The 25,778-nt window shown below is 38.8% G+C and carries 25 protein-coding genes and 1 pseudogene; 20 read left to right on the top strand and 6 right to left on the bottom strand.

Annotated elements, in window-relative coordinates; all coding sequences use genetic code 11:
* Nucleotides 1-35 precede the first annotated feature (35 nt).
* Nucleotides 36-647 carry a DUF6287 domain-containing protein gene (locus ACFPQ3_RS09855; RefSeq protein WP_156806851.1) on the bottom strand — a complete coding sequence of 204 codons (612 nt, stop codon included), beginning with the start codon at nt 645-647 and terminating at the stop codon, nt 36-38.
* Nucleotides 648-1,059: 412 nt separating this feature from the next.
* Here ACFPQ3_RS09855 and ACFPQ3_RS09860 point away from each other — a divergent pair, with 412 nt between their 5' ends.
* Nucleotides 1,060-1,626 (top strand): TetR/AcrR family transcriptional regulator, encoded by a 567-nt coding sequence (locus ACFPQ3_RS09860; RefSeq protein WP_156806853.1) that lies wholly within the window; start codon nt 1,060-1,062, stop codon nt 1,624-1,626.
* A 1,045-nt stretch (nt 1,627-2,671) separates the two neighbouring features.
* Here the strand turns inward: ACFPQ3_RS09860 and dusB are convergent.
* The 4 genes from dusB to ACFPQ3_RS09880 form a co-directional block, all read right to left on the bottom strand.
* The gene (dusB, locus tag ACFPQ3_RS09865; protein WP_156806855.1) at nt 2,672-3,649 is read right to left on the bottom strand and encodes a tRNA dihydrouridine synthase DusB; all 978 of its coding nucleotides are present in this window, start codon (nt 3,647-3,649) and stop codon (nt 2,672-2,674) included.
* Complete coding sequence (hslO, locus tag ACFPQ3_RS09870) at nt 3,642-4,508, bottom strand: Hsp33 family molecular chaperone HslO (protein ID WP_156806857.1); 867 nt, start codon at nt 4,506-4,508, stop codon at nt 3,642-3,644. Before hslO ends, dusB begins: the two co-directional genes overlap by 8 nt.
* 103 nt (nt 4,509-4,611) lie before the next feature.
* A complete protein-coding gene (locus ACFPQ3_RS09875) occupies nt 4,612-5,886 on the bottom strand; it encodes a toxic anion resistance protein (RefSeq protein ID WP_156806859.1) in 1,275 nt (424 codons plus the stop codon).
* Nucleotides 5,887-5,904: 18 nt separating this feature from the next.
* Entirely contained in the window at nt 5,905-6,732 is an 828-nt protein-coding gene (locus ACFPQ3_RS09880; RefSeq protein WP_156806861.1) for a hypothetical protein, read from the bottom strand.
* 196 nt (nt 6,733-6,928) lie between these two features.
* On the opposite strand from ACFPQ3_RS09880, the gene ACFPQ3_RS09885 reads away from it, so the two are divergent.
* From ACFPQ3_RS09885 to ACFPQ3_RS09940, 12 genes are all read left to right on the top strand, one after another.
* Nucleotides 6,929-7,732: a hypothetical protein gene (locus ACFPQ3_RS09885; RefSeq protein WP_156806863.1), complete on the top strand. Its 804-nt coding sequence runs from the start codon at nt 6,929-6,931 to the stop codon at nt 7,730-7,732.
* Entirely contained in the window at nt 7,729-8,496 is a 768-nt protein-coding gene (locus ACFPQ3_RS09890) for a hypothetical protein (protein ID WP_156806865.1), read from the top strand. Before ACFPQ3_RS09885 ends, ACFPQ3_RS09890 begins: the two co-directional genes overlap by 4 nt.
* Before the next feature lie 2 nt (nt 8,497-8,498).
* A complete protein-coding gene (locus ACFPQ3_RS09895) occupies nt 8,499-9,380 on the top strand; it encodes a hypothetical protein (protein ID WP_156806866.1) in 882 nt (293 codons plus the stop codon).
* 58 nt (nt 9,381-9,438) lie between these two features.
* A complete protein-coding gene (locus tag ACFPQ3_RS09900; protein WP_156806868.1) occupies nt 9,439-9,669 on the top strand; it encodes a hypothetical protein in 231 nt (76 codons plus the stop codon).
* A 161-nt stretch (nt 9,670-9,830) separates the two neighbouring features.
* Nucleotides 9,831-11,123, top strand: a complete 1,293-nt coding sequence (locus ACFPQ3_RS09905) for an adenylosuccinate synthase (protein ID WP_156806870.1) — start codon at nt 9,831-9,833, stop codon at nt 11,121-11,123.
* Nucleotides 11,124-11,766: 643 nt separating this feature from the next.
* Nucleotides 11,767-12,006, top strand: coding sequence for a GlsB/YeaQ/YmgE family stress response membrane protein (locus ACFPQ3_RS09910; protein WP_156806872.1), 240 nt, complete (start codon nt 11,767-11,769; stop codon nt 12,004-12,006).
* Between the two features lie 17 nt (nt 12,007-12,023).
* Nucleotides 12,024-12,389, top strand: a complete 366-nt coding sequence (locus ACFPQ3_RS09915) for an HIT family protein (RefSeq protein WP_156806874.1) — start codon at nt 12,024-12,026, stop codon at nt 12,387-12,389.
* A gap of 303 nt (nt 12,390-12,692) precedes the next feature.
* Nucleotides 12,693-14,951, top strand: coding sequence for a polyribonucleotide nucleotidyltransferase (pnp, locus tag ACFPQ3_RS09920; protein WP_156806876.1), 2,259 nt, complete (start codon nt 12,693-12,695; stop codon nt 14,949-14,951).
* Nucleotide 14,952: 1 nt separating this feature from the next.
* Nucleotides 14,953-15,699: an SseB family protein gene (locus ACFPQ3_RS09925; RefSeq protein ID WP_156806878.1), complete on the top strand. Its 747-nt coding sequence runs from the start codon at nt 14,953-14,955 to the stop codon at nt 15,697-15,699.
* 9 nt (nt 15,700-15,708) lie between these two features.
* Nucleotides 15,709-16,326: a serine O-acetyltransferase gene (gene cysE, locus ACFPQ3_RS09930; RefSeq protein WP_156806880.1), complete on the top strand. Its 618-nt coding sequence runs from the start codon at nt 15,709-15,711 to the stop codon at nt 16,324-16,326.
* A 181-nt stretch (nt 16,327-16,507) separates the two neighbouring features.
* A complete protein-coding gene (locus ACFPQ3_RS09935) occupies nt 16,508-17,278 on the top strand; it encodes a nucleoside phosphorylase (protein WP_156806882.1) in 771 nt (256 codons plus the stop codon).
* Between the two features lie 21 nt (nt 17,279-17,299).
* Nucleotides 17,300-17,479 carry a hypothetical protein gene (locus ACFPQ3_RS09940; RefSeq protein ID WP_156806884.1) on the top strand — a complete coding sequence of 60 codons (180 nt, stop codon included), beginning with the start codon at nt 17,300-17,302 and terminating at the stop codon, nt 17,477-17,479.
* Nucleotides 17,480-17,595: 116 nt separating this feature from the next.
* On the opposite strand, the gene ACFPQ3_RS09945 is transcribed toward ACFPQ3_RS09940, so the two are convergent.
* Nucleotides 17,596-18,447 (bottom strand): MurR/RpiR family transcriptional regulator, encoded by an 852-nt coding sequence (locus tag ACFPQ3_RS09945; RefSeq protein WP_156806885.1) that lies wholly within the window; start codon nt 18,445-18,447, stop codon nt 17,596-17,598.
* A 165-nt stretch (nt 18,448-18,612) separates the two neighbouring features.
* Here ACFPQ3_RS09945 and ACFPQ3_RS09950 point away from each other — a divergent pair, with 165 nt between their 5' ends.
* From ACFPQ3_RS09950 to ACFPQ3_RS09980, 7 genes and pseudogenes are all read left to right on the top strand, one after another.
* Nucleotides 18,613-20,463: a beta-glucoside-specific PTS transporter subunit IIABC gene (locus tag ACFPQ3_RS09950; protein WP_156806886.1), complete on the top strand. Its 1,851-nt coding sequence runs from the start codon at nt 18,613-18,615 to the stop codon at nt 20,461-20,463.
* A gap of 63 nt (nt 20,464-20,526) precedes the next feature.
* Nucleotides 20,527-21,951, top strand: coding sequence for a 6-phospho-beta-glucosidase (locus ACFPQ3_RS09955; protein WP_156806888.1), 1,425 nt, complete (start codon nt 20,527-20,529; stop codon nt 21,949-21,951).
* A complete protein-coding gene (locus ACFPQ3_RS09960) occupies nt 21,951-23,186 on the top strand; it encodes an MFS transporter (RefSeq protein ID WP_232323249.1) in 1,236 nt (411 codons plus the stop codon). Before ACFPQ3_RS09955 ends, ACFPQ3_RS09960 begins: the two co-directional genes overlap by 1 nt.
* A gap of 1 nt (nt 23,187) precedes the next feature.
* A complete protein-coding gene (locus tag ACFPQ3_RS09965; RefSeq protein WP_156806890.1) occupies nt 23,188-24,015 on the top strand; it encodes an MBL fold metallo-hydrolase in 828 nt (275 codons plus the stop codon).
* Nucleotides 24,016-24,128: 113 nt separating this feature from the next.
* A pseudogene (locus ACFPQ3_RS09970) lies at nt 24,129-24,465 on the top strand (aldo/keto reductase); the annotation flags it as partial.
* A complete protein-coding gene (locus tag ACFPQ3_RS09975; protein ID WP_232323250.1) occupies nt 24,443-24,898 on the top strand; it encodes a hypothetical protein in 456 nt (151 codons plus the stop codon). The pseudogene ACFPQ3_RS09970 and the gene ACFPQ3_RS09975, both read left to right, overlap by 23 nt.
* Nucleotides 24,899-25,408: 510 nt before the next feature.
* A complete protein-coding gene (locus tag ACFPQ3_RS09980) occupies nt 25,409-25,702 on the top strand; it encodes a dihydrofolate reductase family protein (protein WP_380434449.1) in 294 nt (97 codons plus the stop codon).
* The last annotated feature ends 76 nt before the right edge of the window (nt 25,703-25,778 follow it).

A 25,778-nucleotide genomic window follows, 5' to 3' on the forward strand; every position in this document is an offset into this window, starting at 1 on the left:
TAGAAATTGAGATTTTATGCTTTTCATTTTACTGCTTAATTTCGTGTAAATGGGTGTTCATCAGCAGCGACAGATTGTCCAATAAGGATACGATCAAAATCGGTGACATCTCCAAAATGTGGGTTTGGAACTCCAGCTGGAATAACGATAAAACCGGCTCCTCCGACTAATTGTGTAGGATCTCCAATACCTGAGAAGTAACAATTGTCACGGGCTTCCCCTGGAGAGATTTGGAGTGTTGCTGTTCGATGTGTACTTGTTACTTGTCGATCTGGATTGATGGTAATCGTTTCCCCTAGGTCATTAGACCAATCCCCTACGATGGTTGTCAAGTCATCATTGATAAGGGCATCAACATCAATAGAAGAGCTAGTATTAGCTGGTTTTAAAATCTGAGACTGGCTGGTAGTTGCTTGCATTTCTGCATTGCTAAAGCTACTAGCTAAAGTGTTTTCTGGGCTTCCCTCAGTTGCTTTTGAGGAGCTTTTAGCAGTTGAAGAAGATTTTTCAGATTTTTTAGTAGCGACTTTGCTGCTTTGAACAGTGTACTGGTTATTGGCAGATTCACTCTTCTTTTTTCCACAAGCTCCTAACAGGAAGAGACTAGTTAGGAGGACACTAGTAGTTGCTTTTGGGCTGATTTTCATGAGGATACTCCTTGGTTATTGTGTTGTTTTGATTACATTATATTACAAAAATATTTCAAAATCAATAAAAGATGTCACTTTATTGAAATATTTATTTGGTATTTAGTTGTTTTAGTCAGATGCTTTCATGACAAATGATTATGACTTGAAAGACTATTCTTAGTAGGATTAACTTGAAGATGGTATTACATCAGTTGGCTAATGGTATATCAAAATCATGTGTCTTTAGAAAATAGCGCAGGCTTATTCCTTATATGTATACCATAAGTTATTTGACAGACTTGACATTTCTTTACCAATTGGTACAATTGTAATGATTAGCTTCTAGTGACGTGTAAAAAATGTGATTTAGGAATCAAAACATTTCATTTCCCCTCCTTACACTTATGAAACTAGCTTGAAAGGACTTGATATGGCAGTAAGAGATATGATTATATTAAAGGCACAAGAGCTTATATATTTCAAAGGCTATGTTGCCACATCAATCAGTGACATTATAACTGCATCTGGTGTAGGGAAAGGTCAGCTGTATCATTATTTTTCATCGAAGAAGGAGTTGGGCGTAGTCGCAACTAAACTGCTTTTAGATCAATGGCGGATAGAATTGTTTCAAGGGATTTTCCAATCAGAAAAATCGTCTTCAGATAAACTTTCAGCCATGTTAGATTGGGTCTACGATTTTCATTTAAGTCAAGACGGAGACATTTTTTATGGCTGTCCAGTAGGTAACCTCATTGTGGAGCTTTCAACACAGGATGAGGAATTTCGTTTATTGCTTCAAGGGTTTATGGAAGAATGGCAGAGCAAGTTGTCAGATGTTTTGGATGACAGTCATCCAAACTGGTCAAAGAAAAAAAGCCTCCAAGAAGCTCAGCAGATTATTGTAACTATCCAAGGAGCTATTGTTCTTCTCAAAGTCAACCAGAATTTAGCTGTTATTGAAACAACTATGACAGCTTTGAAAGAAAAGTATTTGTAAATATCAGGAGTTTGGGATAAAATTATTTTTAGGTTAGAAAAATAATACTATTCAATCTGATTTTCTAATAAATTGTATCTAAAAACGAGGTTGGGACATAAATATCCCAACCTTCTATTTTTAATGGTAATAACAGATTAACGCAGTGGTTGATTGGAAGTTTGCAACTGGACACTTCTTTATTTTAAAATAATCTATTGGATTATTCTCACTCATTCGTAGTACCACGCAATCGTTAGCGGCCATCCTATACGAATGTGATGAACTTTCTTCATCTTATTTCCAACCTCCAAAGGTCTCCCAGACCTCCTAGACCTTTGGAGCTTTGCGGATGTGGGAGTGGACAGTTTCAGCCTAAGCATATAAACTAGAGAGCGAGGACAATCGACATTGTCATTTTGTGACGATTTAACGATTTTTGTCTCACTCTCGTTTTTGGTTTCAGTGTCCAGGTTTTGTCCTACTCTCATTCTAAAGTGTTAGATTGCATGCTTGATTAAAGGTAATCAACTCTTTTGTTGTATCATAAAAATGTTGTAAAAATATAATTATTTTTAGAAAATTAGGTGTATAGTGAGGGTATCAAAAAATAAGATAACTTTTTAGAAAGGAGTTCAGGGGATTGTAGTTCTTTGGGAAAATTATAGGAATATTTTTCATTGGCTGTGAGTAGTTACTTTTTAATTATAATAAAAAGGTATTTTTATGGGATGATACTTTTAACTGATTATCTGATAGATCAAAAGAAGAATATTGAAAGGTAATTGTTCTGTTAAAAAAGGAGAATATAAGTGTTTTACAAAGATAGTTTCAAAAATGATGTTATCAGTTGTTTTATTAACTAATGTAATCGTTTTATTACCTTTTATCAATACCATTAAAGCGAGTGTTTATCATTATATGGGGAAGTAAGATTCAGAAGCTTGGCAGATGAGTTTAAATCTATTTTGGAAGAATTATATGACAAAGGCTAGGTAAGTTATCATTGAAGTCTTACCCAGCCTTTCTTATTTATCATGCTGTTGTGTTGTGAGCAAATTGGAAATCATCTCAAGGTATCCAAATGCCCTTGGACTTCTGAGAAAGTTTCAGCTTTGGCAACAGCTGAACGAACTTTAGCAGCGCCAGAAGTACCACGGAGATAGTAAGGCGCAAGTCCACGGAATTCACGGACAGCTACTTTCTCACCTTTAAGGTTAACGAGACGACGAAGGTGTTCTTCTGCGATGTCTAATTTTTTGGTAAATGGAAGATCAGGTAGTTCTTCGCCTGTTTCAAAGAAGTGATTAATCTGAGTAAAGAGATGTGGATTGTTAAGAGCTGCGCGTCCAATCATCACCGCATCAACTCCGATTTCTTCAATCATATATTTCGCATCATGGACGCTTCTAACATCACCATTTCCAATGAATGGAATTTTTGTAATGGCTTTGGCAACACGGGCAAGAGTTTCGTGGTCACAGGTACCAGTGTACATTTGCTCACGGGTACGGCCATGCATGGCAAGAGCAGAAACACCAGCTGATTCTGCAGCAAGAGCATTTTCAACTGCTAGAGAGCTATCAGACCAACCTGTGCGCATTTTGACAGTCAATGGGATATCAAGAACAGAGGTTACTTCTTTGACGATGTGGTAAATCTTGTCCGGGTCTTTTAGCCATTTAGCGCCAGCTTCATTTTTAACAACCTTATTAACGGGGCAACCCATATTGATATCAACGATATCAGCTTTAGTATTATTTTGAATGAAATCAGCTGCGCGCTTTAGACCTTCTGCGTCTCCACCGAATAGTTGAATGGACATTGGATGTTCATTTTCATCAATGTGGAGCATGTGGAGGGTCTTTTCGTTGTTGTAAAGAAGTCCTTTTTCGGAAATCATTTCCATAACGACGAGACCTGCACCAAATTCTTTAGCAATGGTACGAAAGGCAGAGTTAGTAACTCCTGCCATTGGAGCTAGAACAGTGCGGTGTGGAATGTCAACATTTCCAATCATAAAGGATGAACTGAGTTTAGTCATTGATAAGCTCCTCTAAATCATTTTCGGTGAAATGGTAGTGACTGCCACAGAATTGACAAGTGATTTCAGCTCCGTGGTCTTCTTTAGCCATAGCTTTTAGCTCTGCTTTTCCAAGAGTAATCAAAGCAGATTCAAAACGTTCGTGAGAACAATCACAGGCAAATCCGATAGCTTCTTCTGAAAGAACTTTAAACGCATCGTCGCCGTAAATGGCTGTAAGAAGAGCATTTGTATGATTTTCAGAGTCAAGCAAACTAGAGATAGCAGGCATTTCTTGAAGACGTTTTTCGTATCGAGAAATTTCTTCCTCAGAAGCACCTGGTAAAACCTGTACCATAAAGCCTCCAGCAACTTTAACCTTATCGTTTTCGTCTAAAAGGACATTAAGACCTACAGCAGATGGAGTTTGTTCTGATTCGGTCATATAGTAAGCTAAATCTTCACCAATTTCTCCCGAAATTAAAGGAGTTGTAGAAGTATAAGGATTTCCTGTTCCGTAGTCGATGATGGTGACAAAATGGCCATTCCCCATGAAAGGACCGACTAGAACTTCACCAGTAGCAGTCTTTTTGATATCGACACCAGTATTTTGGATGTAGCCTTTGACGTGTCCTTTTGTATCAGCAACTGAAATGATATGGCCAAAGGAACTGTCACCGATAACTTTGATAGTGATTTTGCTGTCGCCTTTTTGGTTGGCTGCTAAGATTTGATTAGCAATCAGAGTACGACCGAGTGCGACCGTAGAAGACGAGAGGGTTTGATGTTTTTCTTGAGCGGTTCTAACCGTTTCTGTGCTGTCAAGGACATAGGCACGGAAAGCACCAGATGTTGAAATTGATTTTATAAGTTTATCCATAATGTTTCCATTATACCACAAAGAATGGAAAACGAGGCCTTGTTGAGCCTCGTTTCAGTGGGAGATGGTGCTAATGTTAGAGTGGAAAAATGATATTTTGAAATTATTCTGAGGTTACTTCCTCAATTGGTTTTTTAACTTCCTCTTGGACTTGTTTTCCTTCATTGAGAATGGCTTGAACAATTTTTTCATCACGGAGTTTGACAGAATCGTTGATGGTTTCAGCAGATTTGACAATTGCCGTTTCTAATTGTGCACGTTGTTGTCGGCCGTTTTCGATTGCTGCGATAATACCATTGTTTTGAGCTACGAGGCTTTCTGCTAATGCTGTAACGGATTGTATCGAAACGGTAGGACTTTGAGCAGCACGTTCGACTGATGGGATGGCTTCTTTACTTGTTTCAGCAAGCATTTGAAGCGCAGCGTTGTTAGCATTGATGAGAGCATCCGCAGTAGCGCCTGACTTGATAGATTGTTGAAGCATACCAAGTTGGGCAATAGAGAGCTTCATTGTAGGAATCGTGTTACGGCGTAACATGCCTAATTTTTGGCGCATATCTGAGGAAACCTTAACAAGGTTACGCATCTGTGGAGTAGTTGTCCAAGCAACGTAGAGTCGGCTGACGTATTCAGTATGTTGTTGCTCAAGGGTGTTAATAACTTCTGTCATGCGAGCGAGGTCATTACTTTTTATTTGATATTCTGGGGTTGTGCTATCCAAAGTCGCAATTTCATTTTGAAGGCGACTAGCGCGGTTAGCAGACTCCATTTGAGTGGATTCGATGAAGGCAATTACGCCAACTAAATTTTCGATAGATTTTGTATTATCTTCGATGAGTTTTTCGGCAGAAACAATGTTACGAGCTAGGGTATCTTCTTGCTTGACAACTGTTACGACCATACCGTCCAATTTTTCTTCTAAGGATTTAGAATCAAAGTAGAAGTCTTGTAGAGTATTTTTACTTTGTTTAAACCACTTGCTGAAGAAATTATCTTTTTTTTCTAATTCAGCTGGTTTAACGTCTTTATATTTAGTAACAAAACCATTTAACTCACGGTTGGCATTGAGTAAGAGTTCATCAACCTGTGGAATTTCTAATTTTTTCTGCTCAGTTAAGATATGGTTAACGGTTGCATTGACATTTTCAACAGCACTGGTTCCAAAATCAAGTAAGGTGTTTTGGTCGGCTATGAAACTATCAACTAGGGCAGGAGTTTTGGATTGGATAGCTGATTGTTGTTCAGGCGTCAGTTTTTCTAAAAAAGCCATTTGTCCAGTAGTAGTTGATGCTGCTTCGATAATTTGGGTGGTTTTATCAGTTTTGGTGAGTGCATTGTTAGCAATAGAGTCAATGTCAAAGTTAAAAGTGTTAGACATGCTAGGTACCTCTCTTCATTATGAGTAAGTATCAGAACTATGGGATTGTGTTTTTTCTTCCATCATTCTGAGACTGATTTCAAAATCACTAAGCTGGCTTTCATTGAGCTGACGAAGAGTTTCGTCAAGATTTTTATCAAATTTTTCCAGCGCCGTTTTGGCCTGAGCTAAACGTTCATCTGCGTTATAATAATTTTTAGGAGTTTCTTTGATTTTTAGATAACCGTCCAAAATATCCTTGAATCGTTGCATGTTGATATCATGAAGTGCTTTTAGCTCTGAAGCGTTTTCAGCGTTCTTTAATTTTTCAAGAATTTCCATGTGGTCTCGTTGGATATTCTGATAAGTAGTTACGATTTCTGGTGCACGTGTCAGGATATCCACTTCTTGTTCAGATGTAGAAGAAGTGTCCGTTGAGATATTGAGAGCTCTTAATTGGATATTAATTTTATCTTCTTCATTTCCAGCACGTTTCATGATACGTTTGTAGATATTTAAATCTATTTTGCTCTTTAAAGCGTCAGTTTCACTTTTAATGGTGGCTAGATTTGGAAGAATTTGTTTGGCTAGAATACTGTATTGAGTGAAATTTTTGTCATCAAGATAACTTTCGAGTAATTTAATTTGACGATCGCACTGTGAGATTGTCTCTTTGAGATCTTGCAAACGCAAGGCGGTATTTTTATTTTCTAATGCTGATTTACGAGTAACGGAGTAATACACCCCGTATCCGGCACCTATAAATAGTAGAAGAGGTATCAAATCTTCTGAAAATATAGCAAAAACAACTATTAGACCGATAATCGGGCCCCAACCTATAGGTTTTCGAGGTGTTTGAGAAGGCATAACTAATCCTTTCTGATTAGGGATGATAGATAATTTTATTTTATCATATTTTGGAATAATTAGGGGCAAGTAAATGTGAGTAATTAAAAAAGAATAGAAGATTTTAAGGCTAGTTAGAGAGGGTTTAGCTCACTTTTGTGACTTGTATATGAATGATAAAAGTGTGTTATAATGAATAATAATAGAGGAGGCTATTATGGCTAAAAATCGGGATGAATTTGAAACAATTGTTCAAGAAATTGAGGACATAGTAGAGCATACAAGAAGGGGAGGAATACGGTTACGAACAATATGGACTTATCTTCGTATTTTTTTGCCTTTGATGATAGTCGGAGCAGTGATGTATATCTTTTTCTTTAGAGATATCAAACGTTATGATACCTTATCGGAATACGCTCGTAATATTTCTATTACAAAGGGAAATAAACAAAAATTCGCCTGGACTTATGATGACTTTGTCAAGCTTGATTGGGACGATCAGAAGGTATCCGAAACAAGTCTTGATGAGGTGCTGGAAAAATTTGGTAATCCTTCTGGGGTGGAAATGATTTCATTAGATGACAGTAAAGAATCTTTGCAATTGAGCTATGGAACTATGATAGGAACGGGAGATAGTTATAGTCATGTTGTATTGGTTTTTAACGATTTTGATGGAGAATTTACGTTAACTTATAAGTTTTTTACTGATTTAGATGGTATACCTTATGAAGATACGGTTGGAGAAGTGACGCATTTTTGGACTGCTGAGGAGTTTGACTCAGTCAAGGTCGGGGAAGAAGGCTCGGGTGTTGGTGGCGTTAAGATTGAAGAGTTTCTAAAACAATTTGGGCCGCCTAGTAGTATTTACAGTATCGGTATCAATGATGAGCTGACGCTAACGCTGAATTATTCAGATTTTGAGGGTAAAAATTATGTGAATTTTGATTTTTTTAGATTAGACGAAACAGGTGATTTTAGGTTGTCTCGAAAAGATGGAGAATTTAGGGTGAAAGCAGAATGACAAAAAGAGAACAGGACCCGATAATCATTGATGGGATTGATGAGGCAATTAAGGATTTAGATAATCCAGTATCAAAGATATGGAAGTTTGTAATAAGAATAGTAGCCTTAATGCTCTTCATAATAATAGGATATCTCTTGGGAGGAATGAACCAAAAAGGAGATAAAGCTTGGTCTATCCAGAGAGCGGATTATGCTTCGCACATCAAAGGATTTAAGAAAAAAGAAGTTTTTGACTGGACAGTAGCTAATTATCGTGACCTTAAAGTGGCCGAGGACTATGCTGATTCAACGAGTTTAGAAGCAGTGACAAAACAGCATGGTAGAGCAGATAATTATGACACCTCTGAGGACTATCAAGGAAGGAGCATTGTTGTTGCTCATTATAGCCATCCAGAAGATTATCGTAAGGTTGATCTGTATTTCATGGCTATAGAGGGCACTTATCGTCTCTATCAGAAGAGTTATACGAATCTTAAGGATGATACTTATCCTATCGCGACAGCAGAGAACTTTTCATTTAAATGGACGAAAGAGAAAGTTGATAATCTCTCGTTAAATCAGACGCCTAAAGAGATTTTGGCCCAATATGGCCCAGTAACGGATATTTTTCAAACTGAATTTAATGAATTTCATCAGCTAACCCTTTTTTATCAAGAGGATAATGATCCAACCTCAACAATTAACTCAGTATCATTGACCTTTACAAATACGGATGATAAGGGATTGCGACTAGTGACCAAAGATGGAGTGTTTAGAGATTAACTATGGCGATAAAAAAGAAAAATAATCGATATCATGAACTTGAAGTTATCAGAAACGAACTAGATAAAGAGTCAAAACGAACTTATCAAGAGTTTTTAAAAGGTAAGCGGTCCGTGCAGCAGGGGGCTTTGCTTTTAGGGGTTGCTCTTTTAATAGGTGGTGGGATTTGGTCGGTGAAATCGAATTTAAATCGTTTTGATTGGTCAGAGAAATCAGAAATCAGTATCTATCAAGAAGATGATGATAACTTGCAAAATGCTTTTACACGCCGTTTAGTGGCCAGCAAGGAAGATTTTGCTTTTAATTGGACCTTGACTGATTATGAAGGATTGGTTGTAGGCGATAAGCAAACGGCTACAGGAGATAGTTTGTCAAGTATTATCGAGAAATTTGGCAATCCCTCAAGTGCTAGATTAATTTATGATGAACAGACTGTAGCTATTGATTATAAATGTTATGATTATGATATCTATGAAGATAGACGACAAGTTAGTTTAACCTTTTATAAAAATGGTGATGACTACTATTTAAAAGGAAAAAACACGTATAATATGACGGATGACCAATTTCAAATCCAAAAAGCATCGGAAGATCTTTCTTGGACAGCTGAAAATTTTTCAGAGCTTGTTGTAGGAAGTGCTGATACAGGGGCAGGTGGTGCAACTTATGAGGATGTTATTAAAATTGGTGGGCTTCCTCAAGAATCTACTATCAGTGGCTATCATAGTGGAACTTTGAAATACGTTGAACTCTCGTTAGTTTATCGAACAGAATATTATAGAGACAATAAAAATGTTTTCATTAGGTTGGAAAAACAAGAGGATGGAACTTATAGAGTTTCCTCTAAAGTTAGTGAATCACTCACGGAGGAAGTGACGGATTGATTCAAATGCTATTGATAGTTTAGATAAGTATGACATTGTTAGAAGTGAAGGCGGGACAGTGGTAGAAGATCTTGTTGAAAAGTTTAGTTCTCCACGTAAGGCTCTATATGTGATTTCCGAAACGGAGAATACCTTATTTTTGGACTATTCAAAGCTTGATTTAGAAGATTTTCTTTCTCTCTTAATAAAAGTGGAAACTATATCAACCAAACGGTTTTTAAAAAGTAAAAGTTCGGTTATTGTATATCTACAAAGTAACTTACAGCGGGTTTATTGGTTTTTGCTTTAAAATTATCTGTTTCTTGAATAAACGTCTGTTTTTTGCTATAATGAGATGTAATATGTAAACTTGCAGGTGAAATTCCTGCCATAAGTTTTAAGTCTGAAAGGAATTGGACAATGGGTAGACTCTAAAGTTAGGGAGCACCTAATGTCCTAGGTATCTTAGTTATGACATCAGTAGTAGTTGTTGGTACCCAATGGGGTGATGAAGGTAAGGGGAAAATCACTGACTTTCTCAGTCAAGATGCAGAAGTGATTGCACGTTACCAAGGTGGCGATAATGCTGGACATACCATTGTCATTGACGGCAAAAAGTTTAAATTGCACTTGATCCCATCGGGCATTTTCTTTCCAGAAAAAATCTCAGTTATCGGTAACGGTGTTGTCGTAAATCCGAAATCTCTAGTAAAAGAAATTAACTATCTTCACGATGAAGGAGTGACGACAGACAATCTTCGTATTTCTGACCGTGCCCATGTCATTTTGCCATACCACATCAAGTTGGACCAACTTCAAGAAGATGCTAAGGGGGATAACAAGATTGGTACAACCATCAAAGGGATTGGCCCAGCTTATATGGATAAGGCTGCGCGTGTTGGTATCCGCATTGCAGATTTGCTTGATAAAGAGATTTTTGCTGAGCGTTTGAAAACAAATCTTGCTGAGAAAAATCGTCTTTTCGAGAAAATGTATGACAGCACACCGCTTGAATTTGACGAGATTTTTGAAGAGTACTATGAGTATGGTCAACAAATTAAACAATACGTAACAGATACTTCTGTAATCTTAAACGATGCCCTTGATGCTGGAAAACGTGTTCTCTTTGAAGGTGCGCAAGGGGTTATGCTTGATATTGATCAAGGGACTTACCCATTTGTTACCTCATCAAACCCAGTTGCAGGAGGTGTAACGATTGGTTCTGGTGTTGGTCCAAGCAAAATCAACAAGGTTGTTGGGGTATGTAAAGCTTACACTAGCCGTGTTGGTGACGGCCCATTCCCAACAGAACTCTTTGATGAGATTGGTGAACGCATTCGTGAAATCGGTCATGAGTACGGCACAACAACAGGTCGTCCACGCCGTGTGGGTTGGTTTGACTCAGTGGTGATGCGCCATAGCCGTCGTGTGTCAGGTATCACAAACTTGTCACTTAACTCAATCGATGTCTTGTCAGGTCTTGAAACCGTGAAAATCTGTGTGGCTTACGATCTTGATGGTGAGCGCATTGACCACTATCCAGCAAGCTTGGAGCAATTGAAACGTTGCAAACCAATCTATGAAGAACTTCCAGGTTGGGAAGAAGATATTACAGGTGTTCGTAGCCTTGATGAACTTCCTGAAAATGCCCGCAACTATGTGCGCCGTATCGGTGAGTTGGTAGGTGTTCGTATCTCTACTTTCTCAGTAGGACCAGGTCGTGAACAAACCAACATCCTTGAGTCAGTTTGGGCGAATATTTAAGGAAAAATTAAGATAAGCTTTATATTATCTTAACATTGGTGGGTTATACTATTCTTATCCTAGAAATAGGAAACCCATCAATTTTCTTTTTCATATTAAATCTCCTAAAAATGGCTCTGTCTTTGACAGGGCTATTTTACTAAGGATAATCACGAAAAATAATACTCATTCAAAATCAAAATTAGAGTTTTAAATCCTATAATATCATTGATGAACTAATGAACGTGGTGAGGATAAAATGTTTCTTTCTCTATAAGAAGGATTAGGTTGTACGCTATCGAATAGTCAACAAGTACAGCTAATCATCTCTCGTAATAGTTAGGTTCAAATCAAGCAATAATGATACTCCGAAGGAGGTTTCATTGCTAACTTTGTCAACTTTCGTTCCACTTGAAAAGGTCTGGGAGACCTTTTTCTACCACTTTGTCAAGTATCCAAGGCTTTAAATCGCAACTATGTTTAGGTGGATGCTTGAAAATGAAGAAGTATACAGTTGGAAATTTTTAATCAACCACACTACGTCCAACAACTAGCACTATAAAAAGGGGAGGACAGAATACTTTTTTTCCCAGCCTCTTGGAGAGATGTGCTATACTGATAATAGACTTTGTAAGAAAAGTTAGAAAATGATGGGAGAATTATCATGATTTGGTCAATGTTAGTTGGTTTATTTATTGGTGCAGTTGCAGGTTCTATCACGAATCGTGGGGAACGTATGGGGTGTTTTACAAAGGTGTTTGCAGGCTGGATTGGTTCATCAGTTGGACAATCCTTGTTTGGTCATTGGGGACCAACCTTTGCAGGAATGGCCTTGTTGCCGTCAATTTTAGGTGCTATTATTGTCATTGCTGTCGTTGACTTCTTTTTTGGAGGCAGACGTTAATAATTTCGGAGAAAGATATGGCTTGTATTTTTTGTAACTTGCCTAAGGAAAGTTGGGTTGCAGAGTCAGATTACTTTTTTGCAGTCTGGGACATTGATCCTATTCAAGAAGGGCATTTATTGGTTATTGCTAAGCAACATCTCCTGTCACTGAGTGAGTTATCAGTTAATGAGAAGCTAGATATGCTTACCTTTCAGACTCAGTTGATTGAAAAGATGGAAAGAAGTTCTACTATTTTAGGAGTCACTCTTGCGACAAATAATGGACGTCTGATGGATGAGGGGACGCATTTCCATAGTCACTTGATTCCTCGTTATGAAAATGATGGGTTTTGGGATAACATGACGCTTGAAAATCACCCATTTGATAAAATCTTATTTTAAGAAGAGATTTTGCCTAGTGGTTGTTGATAACTGCTAGGTTTTTAAATTGCTTTATGGTAAAATGAAACAGATACGTGCTTGATACAAAGGTGAGTCAGTAGGGAATGGTTGACCTTTGTAGCCAAGAGGTATCGAATCTATATTATTTAAAGAAAGGAGAGGGTGTTACTAGCTTGTGTTCCGTTTAGTTTGTCTGTTCTTGAACGCAGGCTACAAGCGTTGAAAAATGGTAGACTTTTGTGTGCGAATGCATATCGTTAGTTTCTTGTTTTTCTATCGCGGTTTTAACACTCTTTGTATCTTATGTCTAAACAAGTATTTCAAACAACTTTTGCGGGTCGTCCGCTTGTGGTTGAAATTGGTCAAGTTGCCAAGCAGGCTAATGGTGCGACAGTTGTCCGCTATGGTGAATCAACAGTATTGACGGCAGCTGTTATGTCTAAAAAAATGGCAACAGGTGATTTTTTTCCTCTTCAAGTGAACTACGAAGAAAAAATGTATGCTGCTGGGAAATTCCCTGGTGGTTGGATGAAGCGTGAGGGCCGTCCGTCAACAGATGCGACTTTGACAGCTCGTTTGATTGATCGTCCCATTCGCCCAATGTTCGCTGAAGGCTTCCGTAACGAAGTTCAAGTGATTAACACGGTTCTTTCTTATGATGAAAATGCTAGCGCTCCGATGGCAGCCATGTTTGGTAGTTCATTGGCTTTGTCAATCTCAGACATTCCATTTAACGGTCCAATCGCTGGTGTGCAGGTTGGGTATATCAATGGTGAATTTATCATCAATCCAGACAAGTCACAACAGGAAGCTTCGCTCTTAGAATTGACAGTTGCTGGTACTAAAGAAGCCATTAACATGGTAGAATCTGGTGCAAAAGAATTATCAGAAGACATCATGCTCGAAGCCCTGCTTATTGGTCACAAAGCCATCCAAGAATTGATCGCCTTCCAAGAAGAAATCGTAGCGGCTGTTGGTAAAGAAAAGGCAGAGGTAGAGCTTCTTAAAGTTGACCCAGAATTGCAGGCTGAAATCATCGCTAAGTACAATGCTGATTTGCAACAAGCGGTGCAAGTTGAAGAGAAAAAGGCGCGTGAAGCAGCAACTGAAGCTGTGAAAGAACGTGTGACTGCTGAATACGAAGAAAAATTTGCTGAGCATGAAGAATTTACTCGCATCATGCGCGATGTGGCAGAGATTCTTGAGCAAATGGAGCATGCTGAAGTGCGTCGCTTAATTACCGAAGACAAAATCCGTCCTGATGGTCGTCGTATTGATGAAATCCGTCCTCTGGATGCTGAGATTGATTTTCTACCAAAAGTGCATGGTTCAGGTCTCTTTACACGCGGTCAGACTCAAGCCTTGTCAGTATTGACCCTTGCTCCGATGGGTGAGACACAAATTATTGATGGTTTAGATGACGAGTACAAAAAACGTTTCCTTCACCATTATAATTTCCCACAATACTCTGTTGGTGAAACAGGTCGCTACGGAGCTGCAGGTCGTCGTGAAATTGGTCACGGAGCTCTCGGCGAACGTGCGCTTGAGCAAGTTTTGCCAAGTCTTGAAGAATTTCCATACGCTATTCGTTTAGTAGCAGAAGTGCTTGAATCAAACGGTTCATCGTCACAGGCTTCTATCTGTGCAGGTACCCTTGCTCTTATGGCGGGTGGTGTGCCAATCAAAGCACCAGTTGCCGGTATTGCGATGGGGCTTATTTCAGATGGAACAAATTATACTGTCTTGACAGATATTCAAGGTCTTGAAGATCACTTCGGAGACATGGACTTCAAAGTTGCGGGTACTCGTGACGGTATTACAGCGCTTCAAATGGATATTAAGATTGAAGGGATTACGCCTCAAATCCTTGAAGAAGCCCTTGACCAAGCTAAGAAAGCTCGTTTTGAAATTCTTGACTTGATTGAAGCGACAATTGCTGAGCCTCGTCCAGAATTAGCACCAACAGCGCCTAAAATTGATACCATTACAATTGATGTTGATAAGATTAAAATTGTCATCGGTAAAGGTGGGGAAACCATTGATAAAATTATCGCCGAGACAGGTGTTAAAATTGACATTGACGAAGACGGTTTGGTATCTATCTTCTCATCCGACCAAGTAGCCATTAACCGTGCCAAAGAAATCATTGCAGGGCTGGTACGTGAAGCCAAAATTGATGAAGTTTATCATGCTAAAGTAGTTCGTATTGAGAAATTCGGTGCTTTTGTTAATCTTTTTGAAAAAACAGATGCGCTTGTTCATATCTCAGAAATGTCTTGGGCGCGAACAAATCGTGTTGAAGACTTGGTAGAGATTGGTGATGAAGTTGATGTTAAAATCATTAAAATTGACGAAAAAGGCCGTATTGATGCCTCTATGAAGGCTCTTCTGCCAAAACCAGAAGGCTATACTGAAGAAGCTAAAAAAGAGCGTTCCGGTCGTCCTCGTCACCGAGAGCACAATGGAAATGGGAAAGAAGAACGCAAGCTACACCATAATGGTGGATTAGGCGGACATTTCCGTGAACCCAAATCTCGTTCAACAGAAGAAAAGGCAGACTAAGATGACTGGATTAGGAAAACTTGACCAACAACTCCGTGATTTTATTGCAGATCCAACTGATTTTTTGAGCATCATGTCTTTTGTTATGGGGCTTCATGGCCAAGAGGTGCTAGCAAGCGATAAACCGTATGCTCTAGAGATTGATGGCAAAAAGGTCACGCCAGTTTTTACAGATGAATCTGATTTTGAAACCTTTAAAGCGCAACAAGCTAGCGCTCGTGAACAACATTGGGGTGAACGAAAAACGCTTGGCATTCTAGAAGAGGTCATCGTGAAACAACTTTCAGGTATCGTCTTTAATCTGAAAAAAGAAGGAGACATGGGAAATTCAAGTATTTTTCAATCCAGTGAATTAATCGCTTTTGTCAATCATTATACGACAATCCTTAATCAGGTGATGGGAGATAACAATATCCAAGCAATTTTGCTAGAAAAATATTACCTAGTGCCAGTTTTTGTACATCCAAATACCGATGGCTCTAGTGATAGACTTTTCCCTACTTTATCAAATCAAGAAGGAAATAGCTTTGTTCCAGTATTTTCAAATATGACTAGTTTTGCCAAATGGTATCGTGAGGATGACTTCGGGGGGCGATTTAAACAAGCTAATGGTATTGTGGTTGCGTGGACGCTGCAAGATATCAAGTCACCTGTAGACGGAGAAAATGAGATTTCAGACACCATTGGTATAGTGATCGATTCTTTTGATGATAAACAAATTTTAGTGAAGTGGGAAGATATTAAGTAGGAGGGAACTATGGGCTGGTGGAAAAAAAGTATCAATATTGTTAAAGAACTTGATCCAGCGGCTCGTAATAGCCTTGAAGTTCTCTTAACCTATCCTGGATTGAAAGCCTTGGCCGCACACCGTTTGTCACATTGGCTCTGGAATCATAATTTTCGATTAATGGCACGGATGCACAGCCAGTTTTGGCGTTTTTGGACTCATATTGAAATTCATCCGGGAGCTCAGATAGCGCCAGGAGTCTTCATTGACCATGGGGCTGGATTGGTAATCGGAGAAACAGCAATTGTCGAAGAGGGTGTTATGCTTTATCATGGTGTAACTCTCGGTGGAACTGGTAAGGATGTGGGCAAACGCCATCCAACAGTGCGTAAGGGTGCTCTTGTTTCGGCACACGCTCAGGTGATTGGACCTATTGAAATTGGTGAGAATGCTAAAGTGGGTGCAGCCGCAGTTGTGCTAGCAGATGTACCAGCTAATGTTACTGTTGTTGGCATGCCAGCAAAAATTGTGCGTGTCCATGGGAAAAAGGATGACGAGGTCATCCACGATTTGGAAGATCATCGTGAACATTATCTCAGAAAATTAGAAGAATTGCGTGAGGCGAGCCATCGTTCAGCAGGATTGTGAGAAATAGAATTATTATTTTTGACTTCGGTTTTAAGAAGAATAATATCAGGAAATCTTTTTCGGAATATCATTGCCTTAACTAAATGGTCTCAACTCATTAAAAATAAAGCAGAGCTCCAAAAGTCGTTGTGATTTTCGGAGCTTTTGTTTATAATAAATCAATACACTTAGGAGGTTGCCTATGCTACTAGAAGAATTTGAAAACACCAAGGCCGTGATTGAGCCAGAGGATTTATTAACGGTCAAAGGTGAGATTGGGATTACGGAAATTTGTGATACGATTATCATGCCCTTTTCAGGAACCTTGTTTCGTTTAATTACAGAGCAGGATGGTGTTTACCAAGGTGGTTATAAGTCTAATATCAATGGCAAACATCCTTGGTACATTTATGAGCATAAGGGCAAAAAGGTGGCTGTGATGAAGGCGCTTCTTGGTGGGCCAGCTTTAGTTGGAACCTTGGAAGAGTTGAAAGTATCTGGCTTTAAAAACTTTATTATTTTTGGAACTTGTGGTGTTTTGGATGGTGATTTGGAGTCCAATAAAATTATTTTACCGACGTCTAGTCTGCGTGATGAGGGAATTTCTTATCACTATGCGCCAACTTCTGAGGAGATTGGGTATTCAACTGAGCACATGGAGCACTTTGCAGCTATTTTGGATAATCACCATATTCCCCATACTCAGACCAAGGCTTGGACAACGGATGCCTTTTACCGTGAGACGCCAGAAAAGGTTAAACGTCGTATGGCAGCAGGAGCTCAGGTGGTTGATATGGAATGGGCTTCTGTGGCAGCTTGGGCGCAGTATCGTGCGGCTGATGTCTACCATTTCTTTTACACCTCAGACTATGTTGATGTGGATAATGGCTGGGATGCGCGTGATGGGCATGATGAGGATAACTTGCTTCGCTTCTTTGATGTAGCCTTAAAGATTGCGGAAGAGTTGTCATAATTTATTTTAAGGAGGTTAATGATGGTATCATTTCTAAAAAACTATTGGTCTTATCTGGTCATGATTGCCTGCGGCAGCTATTTAACGATTCATAATGTTTTGTTAGCTAAAACTTGGTTAGGATTGATTTGGTTGACGTTTACGTTGGTCAGTGGTGTTCGCTTTTACAAACAATATCAACAAGATAAAAATCATAGATAAAGATAGCCATTCAAAAGATATTACCAAATACTAAAAAGCCTAGCATCCGACTGATGGATTTTAGGCTTTTTATTGACTTTTATAGCTCTTTAGAGAGTGATTATCTCTTTGCGTGTTTACCTTCCCTGTTCTAGCTTACTGGATAAATTGACTTTCTTGACATAATTAGAGAAAAAATCTTTTTTAAAATAGGTGGCATATAGTGTGTTAAGAATAAATAAGATGGATTCTTCAGTTGAGAAGTTTCCAATTTTTTTGAATTTATCTTCTTTGGGACATAGAAGAAAGGTTGTGTCAGCAGCTTCTTTGAGCAAATCTCCACTTTCACTGGTTAGGGCAATGATTTTTGTCTTCTTGGCTTTTAATAAAGGAATGTAGCGAAGGCTCTCCATGGTTTCAGAATTACCAGAATAAGAGATAATAATGGCAAGATCATCTTCTTGGAGCGACGAACTTGTTAACCCAAATTCTCCTGAATGTCCAATTTCAATAATTTTACCAATGGTGAGCATTTTCCGCCTGAAAAGATAGCCTAAATATTCATTGGGACTAAGGCCGAAGAGAACCACTCGTTTGGCTTTTTTGATTAAGTCTGCTGCTTTATCGAGATCTTCTGGTCTAATCTTATCAGCAGTGTCTTGAATGCTTTCTTTTTCAACAGTTGCAATTTTTTGGATGATAGAAGCAAGGTCATCATCTTCGTTAAAAGGAAGATTGTGGTCAACATCTGAATAGTGCGTATCAGAATAATAACGTTCGGATAGCAGAGCAGGGAGAAAATCGGTCCATCCTTTGTAACCGAGAGATTGAGCAAAACGAACTAAACTAGCTTTTGAGGTAAAGGTTGCGGTAGCTAGTTCTTCCAGTGAAAAATGTTCAATGGTGCCTAAGTTTTCTAATAGAAATGTTGCAATAACGGCTTTTGATGTTTGTCCATTGGCAGTATAATCTTTAATCGCTTGTAACATAGCGCCTCCTTATTTCACTTCATTTCACGATTTGAGGCTATTTTGAGTGTTTTTTTGAAACCGTATTCCAAGTTTAGCAAAAAAGCTAGCCCTTGTCCAACAGCTGGGATATACTGAGGGTAAGAAATTACAAAAATGATTGCAGTAATTTAAAGGAGATTTTTTATGGCTAAGCAATATCATGAATTGGCAAAGAACATTATTACGCAACTAGGTGGTAAAAATAATATTGCTGATGTTTACCATTGTCAAACGCGTTTACGCTTTAAACTAAAAGAAGCGCAACTTGTCCAAAAAGAGGAATTAGAGCACTTAGATGGTGTTAGTATGTATTTGGTTAATGCTGGTGTTCACCAAGTTGTTATTGGAACGCATGTTAAGGATGTTTTTGAAGAAGTGAGTTTTATCTTATGGGAACTTTCTCAGGATGAAGGAGAGCAGGAAACATCACCTTTTGTGCAACAAATCATTGATTTCGTAGCGGGTGCTTTTCAACCGGTGATTCCAGCACTTTCCGGGGCTGGAATGGTAAAGGCTGTCTTGGCACTTTTGATGGTTTTCAAAGTTATTGATAACACTTCTCAAACCTATGTCATGTTAAATACCTTTGCTGATGGTGTTTTTTATTTCTTACCATTGATTTTAGCTGTTACAACGGCTCAGAAATTAAAAGCTAATCCTATTTTAGCAGTAGGTGTGATTGCAATGATGTTACATCCTAACTGGATTAATTTGGTAACAACAGGCGAAGCAGTCAGATTTTTCAATGTGATTCCGTTTACCTTAGCAACTTATACGTCATCGGTTATTCCGGCTATTCTGGTTGTTTTTGTGCAATCGTATGTTGAAAAATGGCTTAATCGGATAATTCCAAAATCTGTAGAATTAGTTTTTGTCCCCATGCTTACCTTTCTCATTATGGGAACTTTAGCTTTCTCTATTCTTGGACCAATTGGTGCTTTAATTGGGCAAGGGCTTGCGACGGTATTTACTTACCTGTCTGAGACAGCAAGTTGGTTACCAGCGGTTCTTATTGGAGGGCTTTTGCCAGTAATGGTAATGTTTGGGATTCATAATGGTATAGCCCCCCTGGGAGTTATGCAAATGGCTCAACTTGGATATGACAGTATTTTTGGGCCAGGGGCACTTTGCTCTAACATGGCACAAGCAACAGCTGCAGCAGTTGTTGCGATGAGAACAAAAGATAAAAAATTAAAACAAATAGCAACCTCAGGAGCTATTACAGGATATATGGGGATTACTGAACCAATTCTATATGGTGTGAGTCTTCCTAAAAAATACCCCTTGTATGCTTCAATGGCTGGTGGAGGCCTAGGAGGACTTTATGCGGGAATCATGCAAGTTCACCGTTTTGCAACAGGGTCTTCAGGTTTGCCAGCGGTCTTGCTATATATTGGCGATAATACCATGTTTTTCTTCGTTAATATTTTAATTGCGATGGGGATTACGATTGTGTCAACTGCAATCATCACTTATTTCTTGTCCCTTCGTTTTGAAAAAGTTAGCATTGAAGAACCTGCTACAAAAACTCTTACCATCGCTGATACAACTGTCGTCACTCCTATCTCAGGTCGTGTGATTCCTTTGAATCAGGTTTCAGGTCCTGTTTTTGCTTCTGAAGCTTTAGGGAAGGGATTCGCGATTGAACCGGATAGTGAACTAGTAACAGCGCCGTTTGATGGAACAGTAATGACAGTATTTCCAACCAAACATGCTATTGGTTTGGTATCGGATAGTGGTGTGGAACTGCTTATCCATATTGGATTAAATACGGTTGAATTAAATGGACAATTTTTTGAAACCTACGTTTCAGAAGGGGAACATGTTAGTCAGGGGCAAAAGCTGATTAGTTTTGAGTTGGATAATATTACAGAAGCTGGTTATGGGACACAAATTCCTGTGGTTGTAACCAATACGGCAAGTTTTTCACAGATTGATCAAGTGGCAGATGGTCAAAAAAGTACAGGTGAACTTGTCCTCGAAGTTAGAGTGTAACCTATTTATTTTCTTATATTCATAAGGAGATAAACTGATTAAAGTAGAAGGAGAGAAGATTAGATGACATTACCTACGCATTTTTTATGGGGTGGTGCGACAGCTGCTAATCAAGCAGAAGGTGGTATTTTTGAAGGTGGTCGAGGTCTCACGAATACGGACTTGATGCCAATTGGTGAAGATCGCAAAGCCATAGCTTTTGGGAGCTTAGATAATCTAGAACGTCGCTCCGATTATTTCTATCCAAGTGAAGAAGCCATTGATATGTACCATCATTACATGGAGGATATTGATTTATTGGCGCAAATGGGCTTAAAAGCTTATCGGATGTCAATTTCTTGGACACGCATTTTCCCAAATGGAGACGATGCACTGCCTAATGAAGCAGGTTTGCGTTTTTATGAGGCTATTTTTAAAAAATTACGAGAGCATCAGATTGAACCATTGGTAACCTTAGCTCATTTTGATGTACCAGTAGCTTTGATTAAAAAATTTGGTGGTTGGAGAGATCGTCGCATGGTGACTGCCTATGTCAATTATGCACAGACCGTTTTTACGCGTTATAAAGGGCTAGTCAAGTATTGGCTAACAATCAATGAAATCAATATCTTACTGCATCAACCTTTTGTTGGTGGAGGCTTGATATTTAAAGAGGGAGATGACATTGAAGCCCTCAAATATCAGGCTGCCCATCATCAATTAGTAGCGTCAGCTTTGGCAACTAAAATTGCCCATGATATTGATGAGAACAATCAAGTCGGTTGTATGCTTGCAGGAGGTAGTCACTACCCTTATAGCTGTCGACCAAAGGATTATCTGGAGGCGATTCATCGTGACAATGGGGAATATTTCTTTATTGATGTTCAAGCAAGAGGTTATTATCCTAGCTATGCTCTCAAGAAATTAGAACGTGAAAAGATCACCTTATCTGTTGAACCAAAGGATGAGCGTATTTTAAAAGAAAATACTGTGGATTTTGTCTCTTTCTCTTACTATTCTTCACGGACGGTATCCGGGTATGATGAGGATTATGCCACTACAACTGGGAATCTTTTTAAATCTATCAAAAACCCCAATCTCCCTTCAACAGACTGGGGTTGGCAAATTGATCCTCTTGGGCTTAGATCATCTCTTAATATGCTTTACAATCGTTATCAAAAGCCTCTCTTTATTGTGGAAAATGGCTTGGGTGCTAAAGATGTCCCTAATGAGACTGGCTATGTAGAGGATGATTATCGGATTGATTACACGCGCCAGCATATTGAAGCCTTTAAGGATGCTGTAGAGATTGATGGTGTCGAACTAATGGGATACACAACTTGGGGGATTATTGACGTAACTGCCGCATCAACTGGCCAAATGAGTAAGCGCTATGGTTTTATTTATGTTGACCGTGACGACGAAGGCAACGGTACACTAGTAAGAACGCCTAAAAAATCATTTTATTGGTATAAGGACGTCATTGCAAGTAATGGAGAAGTGCTATAATGAAGAAAGAAGGTGACATGATGCGTCGGTATCACAAGGCTTGGACTGTTTTAGCTGTTTTATGTGGACTTGCCGCAGCAGCTATTGGAGTATCGATTAACACCTCAGGAGTCTTTTATACAGTGGTTTCTGAAGATTTGGGAATGCTAAGAGGTGCCTTTGCTTTCCACATGACCATATTTTCTTTAGTGACTGCGATTAGTGCCTTATTTGTACCAAATTTACTAAGTCGCTATCCTTTAAAACTAGTTTTAACCTTTTCTGTTGTTATGGCGGTTTTAGGAACAGCTTTAATGGCTATCTCAAGTCATCTATGGCAGTTTTATATTTTAGGAGCCATTCGAGGGTTTTCAACAGGTATGTTTTCAATTGTAACAATCACGTTGATTATTAATCAGTGGTTTAAAGAAAAAAACGGGTTGGCTACGAGTATTGCGTTAGGATTTTCTGGGTTAGTGGGTACTGTATTTTCACCTATCTTTTCAGAGGTTATTGTCCATATAGGGTGGCGAGGAGCTTATGGTTTTGAAGCGCTACTGATTGGCTTGCTTTGCCTACCGGCTATTCTTTATCCTTTTACGATGACTCCAGAAGATGAAGGTAGTGAAGCTTATGGAAAACAATCATTGAAAAACGATCAAGTTATTATGTCTCAGGATAAGAATCCGTCAACAGGTCTTTCATTAGGAGCTTTATTAGTCTTTGCCAGCTTAATCGGATTTATGTCGAGTATGACCCAGCATTTACCAGGATATGCTGCAAGCGTTGGGTTATCGGTGACCTTAGGAGCTAGCCTTTTATCAATGGGGATGCTAGGTAATATTATTTTTAAGTTGGTGATTGGCGCTTTAAGTGACCGCTTCGGGTCCTTAAAAGCAACAACTGTTCTGCTGGCGCTAGCACTTTCAGGGAATCTGCTATTGATGCAAACACAGTTAACGGTTTTCTTATTATTGGCAGCATTTCTTTTTGGATCTTGTTATGGCTTAGGCAGTGTATCACTAGCGTTAGTAACGCGCGATATTTTTGGAGATGAAGCCTATGGGAAACGATTCCCGATTATTTCCTTCGCGGGGAACTTGGGTGCGGCTTTAGCCTTTTCAATCATTGGTTACATTTATGATTTTACAGGAAGTTACTTTCCGACACTGATAGTGCTTGTTGTCTTTCTTTTGATCAGCACAATAAGTTTATTTTCAGCTTTTTATAGGAGAAAAATGGTAAGGGAGAAATGAGATGAAATTATCATATAGTTCGCATGGACAAGCCATGCCTTTTGCAACAGAAAAAATTACCCAAGAAGCGTTTGTGGCTATATCGCACACGGAGATTCGTTGGTTAAGTAATGCCAGTATCTTAATTAATAGTCGCGGTCACATTATTTTAATTGATCCGATTTTAGATGGATTTGATATGCCTTTACTAATTGATATGCCGATTGAAAGCACAGCCATTCCAAAGGTTGATAGTCTACTGATTAGTCATATTGATGGTGATCATTTAAGTTTTGAGACTCTGGCAAATATCAAAACAGTTACTAAAGCTTATTATGCACCTCCTTATGTCTCAGAGGTCATGATAGAAAAAGGTTACCCAACACAAGAGTGTTCACTAGGGCAGCCATTTCCGATAGGCAATACTCTTGTCACTCCAACACCAACCAAGCACAACTGGCAAAATGGATTAGAAAAATATAAGTACCGTGAGTGGCGTGAGGAAGAGTATTTGGGTTACTGGATGGATACGCCAGATGGTGCTATCTGGTTACCGAGTGATTCACGTTTGCTTCCGGAGCATTTAAATATGCCTGATCCAGCCGTTATTCTGTTTGATTTTAGTGATAATGATTGGCATATTACTTATGAAGGTGCTGTTAAATTAGCTAATACTTACCCTAAAGCGGAATTAATTTGTATTCACTGGGGAAGTGTCGATGCTCCTGATTGGAATACATTTAATGGAAATCCGGAAAAATTATTGACGGATGTTGTTAATCCAGAAAGGGTACATGCGTTAAATGTGGGACAAAGATTGGTTTTAAAAAATAAAGTGGTTAGTCTGTAAGAAGTTATCTGCTTGAACTCAATTCAAACCTTGTTATGATGTTGGAGGAAATTATGGAATACACAAAATTCTGAAATACTGGATTAGAAGTATCAAAAATCTGTCGTGCTTGTATGAGCCTTGGCGATGCCAGTCAAAGCTTTCGTTGGAAATGGTTGCTTGATGAAGAAAAATCACGTGTGATTATTAAAAAAGCCTTGGATATGGGAATTAATTTTTTGACACTACAAATGTTTATGGTAAAGGGACTAGTGAAGAATATTTAGGGCGTGCTTTGCATGATTTTGCAGATCACAACGAAGTTGTTATGGCGACAAAAGTGTTTTTCGGATATGGTCTCCATGAGGGGAAAATATAAAAGGTTTATCACGAAAGTCAATTATTAATCAAGTAGAGGCGAGTTTGAAGCGTTTAGGAACAGATTATATTGATATCCTTTATATTCATCGTTGAAACTACTATTACGCCAATTGAAAAACAGGCACTTGATATAATGAAAAGGACAGATTTTAAGAATTTGTCGAAAACAGACGTCTTGAGTATCGCGTCCAAATCAAGTGAACTACGGTCGGATGTTGCAAAAGAAGTCATTGCACAGTTTCCTGAGTTTGTAAAATTCATTCAGTCATCCATGTCTGAGTACAAGGATATCTTGGGAAACATAATTTCAAGCGATGATGAGAGCATAAAGCAGGTTTACGCAACAGCTGATAAGGAATTGGATATCTCGACAGATAGCCGAAAGCAGTTCTATGATTTTGCCGAAAAAGTACACGCTGACGTAAGTAAGTGCTTGGATAATCCGGAATTGAGTGCCAAGGAACGAGAAGCCATTCTTGAAAAAAATGGAAATTCTGAAAACTGTAAGCTAAAAGGATACTGAGATTAGTTCGCAGGAAACAGAAACGGTTCGTATGGTTGACAAGAAGGATTCGGAGAAGCGGCAGTTTAATAGGGGCATTGTAAAAATCGCAAGTTCTGTCCTTGTAGCGGGGTTAGTGGTAGGAGTAAGTGTACTTGGTGGCAATGTGAATATTAAATTTAAACTACCGAAAAAATAAAAGAATCGAGGATGAAAGAAGGGGCAGACCGATAACAACCTTTATTTATGTTGATGTCTGTTGACGGCAAAATCAGCACGGATACTTCGGTCGAATTGGATGTAGATAAGGACTTCCTTAAGATAACCGGAGTAGCGGAAGGGTTGCATCAATACTATGAAATTGAACAATCCACGGACTTATGGTCTTTTAACACGGGTCGAGTATAGGCTAAGATTGGTATTAGTGAAAAGCTGCTCCCATCAAAAATGCCGGTATCATTTGTACTGTTGGATAATCACCATCTGACGGAAAATGGTGTAAGGTATTTCTGCGCACGTTCAAAGTAGGCGGTGGTTATAACATCCAATCCGAAACAGTTGGCTTTTTCTGTAAAAGAGGATAATCTACACATTATTCTTCAAGAGCAAATCTCGCTGAAAGAGGCTCTTGAAATTCTAAATAAAGATTATGGCTGTGACAGATTGACGGTACAGTCGGCAGGAACTGTAGATGGATTGTTCCTACGTGGAAAGCTATTTGACTTTGTCGATATCGTTGTGTCTCCGATACTGATTGGTGGAAAAGACACCTCCGCTTTAATTGATGGACAGTCTTTGAAATCCTCATTTGTCAAATTAAGTTAGACATTTTCAAGTTAGTCAGAAAAACTTGATATGGTGTTTGATAGTTCAATGATTTCCTAGGAATTCTATTTCTTTT

Origin of the sequence: Streptococcus caledonicus, assembly GCF_042656225.1 — a bacterium.
GTDB classification, from domain to species: Bacteria; Bacillota; Bacilli; order Lactobacillales; family Streptococcaceae; genus Streptococcus; species Streptococcus caledonicus.

Bases quoted from the DNA above. Each gene is read 5' to 3' on its own strand.
- dusB (WP_156806855.1), bottom strand. From the start codon at position 3,649: ATGACTAAACTCAGTTCATCCTTTATGATTGGAAATGTTGACATTCCA.
- ACFPQ3_RS09860 (WP_156806853.1), top strand. From the start codon at position 1,060: ATGGCAGTAAGAGATATGATTATATTAAAGGCACAAGAGCTTATATAT.
- ACFPQ3_RS09875 (WP_156806859.1), bottom strand. From the start codon at position 5,886: ATGTCTAACACTTTTAACTTTGACATTGACTCTATTGCTAACAATGCA.
- ACFPQ3_RS09945 (WP_156806885.1), bottom strand. From the start codon at position 18,447: ATGTTACAAGCGATTAAAGATTATACTGCCAATGGACAAACATCAAAA.
- ACFPQ3_RS09965 (WP_156806890.1), top strand. From the start codon at position 23,188: ATGAAATTATCATATAGTTCGCATGGACAAGCCATGCCTTTTGCAACA.
- ACFPQ3_RS09910 (WP_156806872.1), top strand. From the start codon at position 11,767: ATGATTTGGTCAATGTTAGTTGGTTTATTTATTGGTGCAGTTGCAGGT.
- pnp (WP_156806876.1), top strand. From the start codon at position 12,693: ATGTCTAAACAAGTATTTCAAACAACTTTTGCGGGTCGTCCGCTTGTG.
- ACFPQ3_RS09950 (WP_156806886.1), top strand. From the start codon at position 18,613: ATGGCTAAGCAATATCATGAATTGGCAAAGAACATTATTACGCAACTA.
- ACFPQ3_RS09925 (WP_156806878.1), top strand. From the start codon at position 14,953: ATGACTGGATTAGGAAAACTTGACCAACAACTCCGTGATTTTATTGCA.
- ACFPQ3_RS09960 (WP_232323249.1), top strand. From the start codon at position 21,951: ATGAAGAAAGAAGGTGACATGATGCGTCGGTATCACAAGGCTTGGACT.
- ACFPQ3_RS09890 (WP_156806865.1), top strand. From the start codon at position 7,729: ATGACAAAAAGAGAACAGGACCCGATAATCATTGATGGGATTGATGAG.
- ACFPQ3_RS09935 (WP_156806882.1), top strand. From the start codon at position 16,508: ATGCTACTAGAAGAATTTGAAAACACCAAGGCCGTGATTGAGCCAGAG.
- ACFPQ3_RS09915 (WP_156806874.1), top strand. From the start codon at position 12,024: ATGGCTTGTATTTTTTGTAACTTGCCTAAGGAAAGTTGGGTTGCAGAG.
- ACFPQ3_RS09880 (WP_156806861.1), bottom strand. From the start codon at position 6,732: ATGCCTTCTCAAACACCTCGAAAACCTATAGGTTGGGGCCCGATTATC.
- ACFPQ3_RS09905 (WP_156806870.1), top strand. From the start codon at position 9,831: ATGACATCAGTAGTAGTTGTTGGTACCCAATGGGGTGATGAAGGTAAG.
- cysE (WP_156806880.1), top strand. From the start codon at position 15,709: ATGGGCTGGTGGAAAAAAAGTATCAATATTGTTAAAGAACTTGATCCA.
- ACFPQ3_RS09885 (WP_156806863.1), top strand. From the start codon at position 6,929: ATGGCTAAAAATCGGGATGAATTTGAAACAATTGTTCAAGAAATTGAG.
- hslO (WP_156806857.1), bottom strand. From the start codon at position 4,508: ATGGATAAACTTATAAAATCAATTTCAACATCTGGTGCTTTCCGTGCC.
- ACFPQ3_RS09895 (WP_156806866.1), top strand. From the start codon at position 8,499: ATGGCGATAAAAAAGAAAAATAATCGATATCATGAACTTGAAGTTATC.
- ACFPQ3_RS09855 (WP_156806851.1), bottom strand. From the start codon at position 647: ATGAAAATCAGCCCAAAAGCAACTACTAGTGTCCTCCTAACTAGTCTC.
- ACFPQ3_RS09955 (WP_156806888.1), top strand. From the start codon at position 20,527: ATGACATTACCTACGCATTTTTTATGGGGTGGTGCGACAGCTGCTAAT.
- ACFPQ3_RS09940 (WP_156806884.1), top strand. From the start codon at position 17,300: ATGGTATCATTTCTAAAAAACTATTGGTCTTATCTGGTCATGATTGCC.